Below are 8,174 nucleotides of genomic sequence, written 5' to 3' on the forward strand. Positions count from 1 at the left end.
TGATGGCTGAATGCACAGATTGGCAGTTATCCCGGGGGACCTGAGTGATCAGCTTCCAGCCTTGGTGGAGCAAACAGCAGCCCCATTTTTATTTTTAAGCAGTGCCGACAGCGATCTAAGCCTTCTTGCYAAGCAAAAACCCTCCGTGCCGATACGGGCCCTRAATATTCAGGCCCTGGAGCATCCAGCAGCCGTAGACCACTACCTGCGCAGCACCGTTAGCAAGGCGCGCCTGGTAYTRGTGCGGTTGCTTGGTGGCAGGGGKCACTGGAGTTACGGAATCGAGCAGCTRCGGGAATGGGCTAGGGGCGATGCAAGCCGAGGCCTATTGATAGTTAGTGGAACAGTGGAGGGGGAGCAGGAATTAGCAAGCCTTGGCAATTTTCCAGATTTCATAGCSATTGCCATTGGCCRATGTTTAAGGGAAGGGGGAGCTGAAAACATGGCCCAAGTTATGGGCTGTTGCTCTAACTGGTTGGCTGGGGAACCATTRCAACCWCCAGAGGCAATTCCCCAGCCAGATCCCTATTGCTTCAAATGGCAACCAAACCCTGGRCCAAAGGTGGGGCTGATCTTCTATCGCTCCCTATGGAGTAGCGCCGATCTTGATGTACTCGAAAGCTGTGCAARCGCCATGCGGGATGTTGGCTTGTGCCCRCGCCTAGTGCTGGTTAGCAGTTTGCGTGATGAATTGGTTCAACAAGGTGTTCGCCAATTGCTCCAGGCGGAGGCCGTGGAATTGGTACTTTGCGCAACTGGTTTTGCTTCCGTTAAAGCCGATGAAGCCGAGGCRGGAGCACCCCTWTGGCAGGCCCTTGGCGTGCCTGTTTTGCAACTGCTATGCAGCACTCTGCCTAAACAGCGCTGGCAAAACAGCAGCGTTGGCCTTGGSCCCCTAGATCTCAGCATGCAGGTTGCWCTRCCTGAGCTTGATGGCCGCATMACCGGACGGATTGTTTGCTTCAAAGAGCTCTATCGCGCTGATGCCGCCCTGGAATGCGCTGTGCAGCGCTATTGCCCAGATGGGGAGCGCATGGCATGGATGGCGGCCCTAGCTAARGCTTGGGTGCATTTAAGACGCACGCCAGAAAAACATAAAARAATYGCGATTGTGCTCGCTAACTATCCCTGCAGAAATGGCCGTTTAGCCAATGGCGTTGGCCTTGATACCCCCGCCAGCGCCRTTGCCATTTTGCAGTGGCTCAAGGGGGAGGGCTATTACCTCGGCGAGGGCAACCTGCCCGAGGATTCAAATGCTTTGATCAAAGCTTTAACCGCTGGCCGTAGCCCCGACCCTGAAAGTTTTCACCTTGCCCCCTGCGCTGAACTTGCTTTTTCTGATTATGAAAATTGGTATAACAAACTTGATCAAAGGGCCCGGGAACTGATTGCGGAGCGTTGGGACATACCTGCAAACGACAATTACCTATCAAAGGAGAACATCTCAATCTGTGGTTTGATCTATGGCAATGTTGTGATTCTATTGCAACCAAGCAGGGGCTACGACCGCGATCCATCACTTAATTATCACTGCCCAGACCTCCCCCCAAATCACAATTATTTAGCCCATTATCTTTGGCTAAGGGAAAAATTTAATGTTGATGCTGTTATTCACTTAGGTAAACATGGCAACCTGGAATGGTTGCCGGGTAAAGGCATTGGCCTATCCGCCAATTGTTTTCCCGARCTAGCCTTTGGGGCCCTGCCAAACATCTATCCTTTTATAGTTAATGATCCAGGCGAGGGCTCGCAAGCAAAAAGGCGAAGCCAGGCTGTGATTCTCGACCATCTAACGCCACCCCTWGGCAGGGCAGGTTTACATAACGAACTGGTGGAATTGGAGGGCTTGGTTGATGAATACTGGGAGGCAAGCTCAATGGCAAGCAATCGCGTTGATATTCTAAAAACAAAGTTATCAGCCAAATTATCAGAGTATAATTTTGATAATTTTRMTGAWATAAATRYTGRYTCTATCRCAAAKGATGGGYCTATTAATGCCGATTTTRATGAAAGAATAAMTAAAATTGAYGGCTATTTATGTGAACTCAAAGAAGCGCAAATACGCACTGGTTTGCACACTTTTGGCCTTTCACCATCAGCMGMGGCAGAGGCTGAATTATTACTTGCCATTGCGCGATTCCCTGGCCCCGGCCGCCTCGGCCTCGGCCGGGCAATTGCAAAAGATCTAGGTATTCATCTCGAYCCCCTAACGGCTAGGGAAGMTGATCCMCTYAGCCCMACTGATTTGCGTTTGCTTCAGCAAATACGTCMAGATGTGCCCTTGCGCTGCCAAGGTGACGGCATAACAGTTATTCAAGACTTTGCTGCCGCTTGCCTGGAAGGCAAAATTGCCGCACCGGGTAACTGCACAACTAAWGAACTAAGCCAAATAATTGCTGAATTAACACCGCGTTTAAAGGGTTGTGCCCATGCTGAGCGCAACAATCTGTTAGCTGCACTCCGTGGTGAACGCATTGAGGCAGGCCCATCGGGTGCCCCCACCCGGGGCAGGCCAGAGGTGTTGCCCACCGGCAGAAATTTTTATTCCGTAGACCTGCGTTCGGTACCCACTGAAGCCGCCTGGGATCTGGGCAGGCGCAGTGCCGAGGCATTACTCGAGCAGCATCTCCAAATCGAGGGAGAGCATCTCACCCAATTGGCTATTTCAATTTGGGGCACCAGCACCATGCGCAGTGGTGGCGACGATGTGGCCCAGGTGTTTGCATTTATGGGTATTCGCCCCCAATGGGATGGCAGTAGCAGGCGCATGGTGGGACTTGAATTAATCCCCACCAGCAGTCTTGCCAGGCCAAGGGTTGATGTAACTGTTCGCATATCTGGGTTCTTCCGTGACGCCTTTCCCCAGCTACTCCATTGGCTAGATCAGGCAAATCAGATCGTKCGCCAACACACWGAAGGGGGAGTTGGTTGTGAGGTGTATGGGTCTGCCCCAGGGGCCTATGGAGCKGGTTTACAGGGTTTGATCGAGAGTGGYAATTGGGAGGATAGGGATGACTTAGCCGAAGCATTTTTAAATTGGAGCAAATGGCACTATCGCGCCAATGCCGAACCCCAAGCCGACAGGCTTGGCCTTGAAAAGCGACTTCAAAAGGTGCAAGTGGTACTCCACAATCAAGACAATCGTGAACATGATTTGCTCGATTCAGATGATTACTATCAATTTCATGGTGGCATGGCTGCAGCTGTAAGGCGCATTAAGGGCAGCGACCCTAAATTGTGGTTTGGAGATCATTCCCAACCCTTAAATCCCAAGCCAAAGCCACTCGCATTAGAACTWGATAAAGTAATTCGTAGTCGCTTGCTAAATCCACGCTGGATTGAAGGTATGCAGCGGCATGGATATAAAGGCGCCTTTGAATTTGCCGCGAGCCTMGATTACCTTTTTGCCTACGATGCYTGCACAGATCTTGTTCCMGACTGGGCCTACAGTTCAGTTTGTGAGCGTTGGCTTGAGGATTCTAAGGTTCAAGAATCAATTAGAAATAGCAATCCTTGGGCACTAAGGGATATGGCAGAAAGACTTCTGGAGGCTAATAATAGGGGTTTATGGCAAAACCCAAAACCAAATCAGTTGGAGTTTCTCAAACARTTGGTTTTAAGTAGTGATGAAAATATTGAAATTAACCAAGGTCCTTAAGCATGTCTTTGAAGGGATCGATCGATCCAGGTTTGGCAGAGCGCGGCGGAGCTGGAGAGATTTTTTCAGGTGCAGCCGGCGCCTTGGAGGCACTGCCGGGCACGTTTGTTCCTGATACGGCTGAACCTTTCATCCGATTTTCCAGTTCCACCTGAGTGATCTGCTGGGCGAAGGTTTTCTTAACCGGCTTGGGAACACCGGCATTCATGGATGTTTTGTTTGGATTAGCTACAACAGACTCTGGTAAACCGTCAGAAACCTTTTCAAGCCTTGATTCCATCGAGTCAACTTCCTCAATGCGCTCYTTTAGTCCAGGGTTTTCGGCTGTGCCTGGAAAGGTGCGTCGAATGCTGTAGGGGCGTCGCATGAAATTCACATCGCCAAGGCTGCTTGCCTTATCGGGTTCAAGAAAAAAGCTTTTGTCCTGWTCCTCTGCCTCGTTGGGCTTGCGGCGGAAGCGATCAAACAAACCCATGGCACTTGTATGAGCTTTATRAAATTTAGCGGCCCAAGAGGCTCAAACCGTGGCTGTCGGTGCCACAACTCTGTAAAAAGTTGAGATCCATAGCTAGATCAGCCACCCGTTCACACACATGCTCACTGGGGCGCCAGCGTGGTTGCATCTCATAGTCGTACCAGGTTTCCGCCCCATCAAAACCCAACTCTGATGCCGCTCGCATTAGCAGCTTGAAGTTAATGCGATAGCGGGCGGGGTGAGCCAACAGGGCTAAACCGTTTGCAGCCTGGATCGCTTCAACAACGGCAGCTGCACCCAGCTGTTCTCCCACAACCGTATCCCCTTGAAGATATGGTTCCATCGCCCCATGGTTTGGCTCATAGCCAAGGGCCAACACGTGCACTAGGCAATTCTCTARTACACAACTCACCTCAGTGCCAGTCCAAAGTTTGGGAACATTGGATCCAGCTGAGCGGTGGTAATCAAGCCGCTTTTGCACCAACGGRTAAGCCTCAAGGCTGTGGTGGTCGGTAACGGCAAAGTGCTCAAGGCCTATTTTCACTGCTTCATCAGCTAGGGCCTCGGGGGTGAGGCTGCCATCACTGCAAAGGGTGTGGCAGTGGAAATTGAATCTTTTTGGGCAAGTTGTAGCTGTTACCTGCTCGAGCACAGCCCTGAGGGGATGCTTAAACGGCATTGATTGCCTCCCGTTCAGCCTTTAAACGGCGCCAACGGGCGTAAAACTGAATTGACGCCGCCATGAAAAGTACTAAGGCCACCAGCAACCAGGTGGCGCCGCCAGTGGGGAATTGATTTTTAAACACCACCAACATCACCACCAACACCAGTAGCAGAGTGGGCAATTCGTTAAATGCGCGCAACTGTTTTGCAGACCACTCACATTTGCCAAGGCTCAACAATCCCATCAGGCGATAGCAATAGCAGTGGTAAGCCACCAGGCCAACAACAAATGCCAACTTTGCATGGAGCCAGGTTTGGGATAACCAGCTYGGATTGCCAAGCAATAAGCCAGCRGCGCCAATAACTGTTACCACCAGGCCAGGGGTGGTGATGATGTTTGCCAGGCGCCKTTCCATCAGGGCGTACTGTTTTTCAAAGGCCTGGCGCAGGGGTTCGGGTTGGTCCCTGGCCTCCACATGGTAGATAAAAAGCCTKACCAGGTAAAAAAGACCGGCAAACCAAACCACAACACCAACTATGTGGAGGGTTTTAAACCACAGGTAGGCTTCCGCAGAGATGTTTATGGTCATTGAAGCCCACTCCGTTGAGCCCATTCAAACCCTGCGGCGGTAGCGCCTATGGYTTGGCGTTCGCTTTGGCTGAATTTATCCAACTGTTTAATCATCAAAGCCATGCGCGGATGATTGCGAAAACGTTCCTGGTGACGACCTAGAAAATCCCAATAGAGCACAGTAAAAGGACAGGCCACTGGTCCGCTGCGTTCCGCAGGATCGTAGCTACAGCCCTTGCAATAGGTACCCATGCGCTGGATGTATTTACCACTTGCGGCATAGGGTTTGCTGGCGAGCATGCCTGCATCGGCCCACAAACCCATGCCAATTACATTTGTTTGCATCACCCAATCGTGGGCATCAACAAACTGACTGTTAAACCAAGCTACATATTCCTGCGGATTCCAGCCAGCMAGCAAGCCTAAATTAGCAAGAATCATTAAACGTTGAATATGGTGTAAATAGCCACTATTAGATAATTCAGCTAACACATTATCAACGCAGGCCATGCCACTCTTAGAATGGTTTCTRATAAATTCGGGCAGGGGCTGCACCGCTGCTAATGCATTGGAAAGGGGGTAGCTATCGCCAAAGTGATGGTATAGACCCTGGGTATATTCCCGCCAACCAATTATTTGACGCAGCACTCCCTCYAAACTGGCAAGGGGTACTTTTTTCCTTAATCCCTCCGCCTCTAGGCGATGAACAACCTCGAGGGGATGGAGCAAACCTAAATTCAAATAAGGACTCAGTAGGGCATGCCAAAGSGTTGATTCACCCTGAACCATGGCATCTTGATAGGGGCCAAAATCAGCGAGGCGAGTTGAGATAAAATTCTCTAAAACCAGGAGCGCCTGCTGCCTGCTCACCGCCCATTTGAACGGCTTTGATATTCCACTAAGTTCATATATTGGTTGAAGCTCTTCCAGTTTTTTAATTACAGCATTGGTKGTTTCACTTGGTGTAAACCAAAGAGCTTCAGGACCCWTGAGGCCAGTTTTAGGWGGTTTGCGATTTTCTTTATCAAAATTCCATTGCCCACCCAAGGGTTGATCACCATCCATAAGCACTCCAAAGCGCCTACGGCCTTCGCGATAAAAGTATTCAAGCCTCAGCGATCGTTTGCCTTGAGCCCAATTTGCAAATTCAGCTTGGCTCCACATAAATTGATTGTTATCAAACCAGCGCAATTGCCAAGCACACTTGCTGTAGGCGGCAAGTTTTTCAATCGCCAGCTTGATTGGCCTATCGCTTGGGGTCATCAAACGCAATTCGCCTATGCCATGGTTTGCAATCCAGCTGTTAAKGGCATCTTCATAGCTGGGAGCCTCCACTAGATCCACCACCCAGCCAGCCGAGCGCAATTCAGCTGCAAAGGCGCGTTGGGCAGCCCAAAACAGGATTTGTTTTTGGATGTGTGGTTTGGTARTTAGCACCGAAAGGCTCTCCACCAGCAAAACCCTGGCCCCATGGGGCTGGGAAGAAGCAAGCGCTGCCTGTTGCAGGTGCAGTTGGTCATTCAATACCCAGATGCCAATTGCCACAGCTAGCCCCAAGATGAGGTGAGAGTTTCTACAGCCTATGGATTTCGATCTGCTTGTGATCGGTGCAGGCTCAGGCGGGCTCGCCGCAGCTAAGCGTTCAGCACGCCACGGAGCCAAAGTGGCGATTGTTGAGGCAGATCGCGTTGGTGGAACCTGCGTAATTCGTGGTTGTGTGCCAAAAAAATTATTAGTTTATGGCTCAGAATATAAAGAACTTTTCAGAGATGCTAAAAGTTTTGGCTGGGAAGCAAGTGATCCAAAACTTCACAGCAATATACTTTTGCAAAATGTTCGCAATGAAGTKAACAGACTAAATCARCTTCATATTAATTTATTAGCKCAAGCAAATGTTGAGCTAATWAGCGGAATGGCAAGTTTTAGCGATTCCCATACCATACAAGTTGGTGATAARAACTATAGTGCAAAAAATATCCTTATAGCCGTTGGTGGCAAGCCAACCCGTTTGCMAATTCCAGGKGGAAGCCTGGGCTGGGTGAGCGATGATTTATTTGAGCAGCAGAGCTTKCCAAAATCRATCGTGATAATTGGTGCAGGTTATATTGCCTGTGAATTTGCCTGTATTCTTGCAGGTCTCGGYGTKAGTGTAACTCARATTGTACGMGGCAATAGTATTCTCAAGGGGTTCGACAATGAATTGGTTTTAGCCGTTCAGTCTGAAATGATTGAGGCGGGAATTAATATAAACTTTGGCTGCACCCCTGAGTTGATTGAGCACCATGGGCAGGGCTACATAATTAGCTGTGCCTCTATGGGATCTGAAGCAAATACATCTACAATATTTGAAGCTGATGCTTTACTTCAAGCAACGGGAAGATTAGCCAATCTAGCTGATTTACAACTAGCTGCAGCTGGAGTGTTACATGAGTTCAATCGCATCCTTGTAAACCAAAGCCAACAAACAAATATTGATCACATTTATGCCGTTGGTGATGTTACAAATCGGGTGAACTTAACRCCTGTTGCCGTAGATGAGGGTAGAGCTGTTGCCGATCGGCTTTTCGCCTCTGGAAACAGGATTGTTAACCATGAACTTATTGCTACTGCGGTTTTTACTCAACCAGAATTTGCCAGCATTGGCTTAAGCGAAGAAGCAGCTATAAAAAGTTTTGGCAGTGATGCTGTTAAGGTATATAGGGCAAAATTCCGCAGCCTCCAGCAAGCATTACCAGCAAGGGGTCCCCGTTGCATCTTAAAATTAATAGTTGATATCAAAACAGACCGAATCCTCGGTTGCCATATGG

6 protein-coding genes are annotated in these 8,174 nt (G+C 49.5%); 2 read left to right on the top strand and 4 right to left on the bottom strand.

All coding sequences use genetic code 11. From position 1 onward, the window contains the following. Nucleotides 1-10 precede the first annotated feature (10 nt). Complete coding sequence (gene cobN, locus C7K08_RS06740) at nucleotides 11-3,658, top strand: cobaltochelatase subunit CobN (RefSeq protein ID WP_106499873.1); 3,648 nt, start codon at nucleotides 11-13, stop codon at nucleotides 3,656-3,658. On the opposite strand, the gene C7K08_RS06745 is transcribed toward cobN, so the two are convergent. The 4 genes from C7K08_RS06745 to C7K08_RS06760 are packed head-to-tail and all read right to left on the bottom strand — an operon-like array spanning nucleotide 3,642 to nucleotide 6,912. After that, entirely contained in the window at nucleotides 3,642-4,133 is a 492-nt protein-coding gene (locus C7K08_RS06745; RefSeq protein ID WP_106499874.1) for a hypothetical protein, read from the bottom strand. The two genes, cobN and C7K08_RS06745, sit on opposite strands and share 17 nt — an antisense overlap. Before the next feature lie 25 nt (nucleotides 4,134-4,158). Continuing rightward, nucleotides 4,159-4,812 carry a PHP domain-containing protein gene (locus tag C7K08_RS06750; RefSeq protein WP_106499875.1) on the bottom strand — a complete coding sequence of 218 codons (654 nt, stop codon included), beginning with the start codon at nucleotides 4,810-4,812 and terminating at the stop codon, nucleotides 4,159-4,161. Beyond that, nucleotides 4,802-5,386: a protoporphyrinogen oxidase HemJ gene (hemJ, locus tag C7K08_RS06755; RefSeq protein ID WP_106499876.1), complete on the bottom strand. Its 585-nt coding sequence runs from the start codon at nucleotides 5,384-5,386 to the stop codon at nucleotides 4,802-4,804. The genes C7K08_RS06750 and hemJ overlap by 11 nt, the downstream gene beginning before the upstream one ends. Then, on the bottom strand, nucleotides 5,383-6,912 hold the full coding sequence (locus C7K08_RS06760; RefSeq protein ID WP_106499881.1) for a cryptochrome/photolyase family protein: 1,530 nt from the start codon (nucleotides 6,910-6,912) through the stop codon (nucleotides 5,383-5,385). Before C7K08_RS06760 ends, hemJ begins: the two co-directional genes overlap by 4 nt. Nucleotides 6,913-6,949: 37 nt before the next feature. Between C7K08_RS06760 and C7K08_RS06765 the strand changes: the two genes are divergently transcribed. Further along, nucleotides 6,950-8,174, top strand: a 1,225-nt coding sequence (locus C7K08_RS06765) for an FAD-dependent oxidoreductase (protein ID WP_106499877.1), incomplete at its 3' end; no start/stop codon positions are given.

The organism is Synechococcus lacustris str. Tous, assembly GCF_003011125.1.
Taxonomy (GTDB): Bacteria; Cyanobacteriota; Cyanobacteriia; order PCC-6307; family Cyanobiaceae; genus Synechococcus_D; species Synechococcus_D lacustris.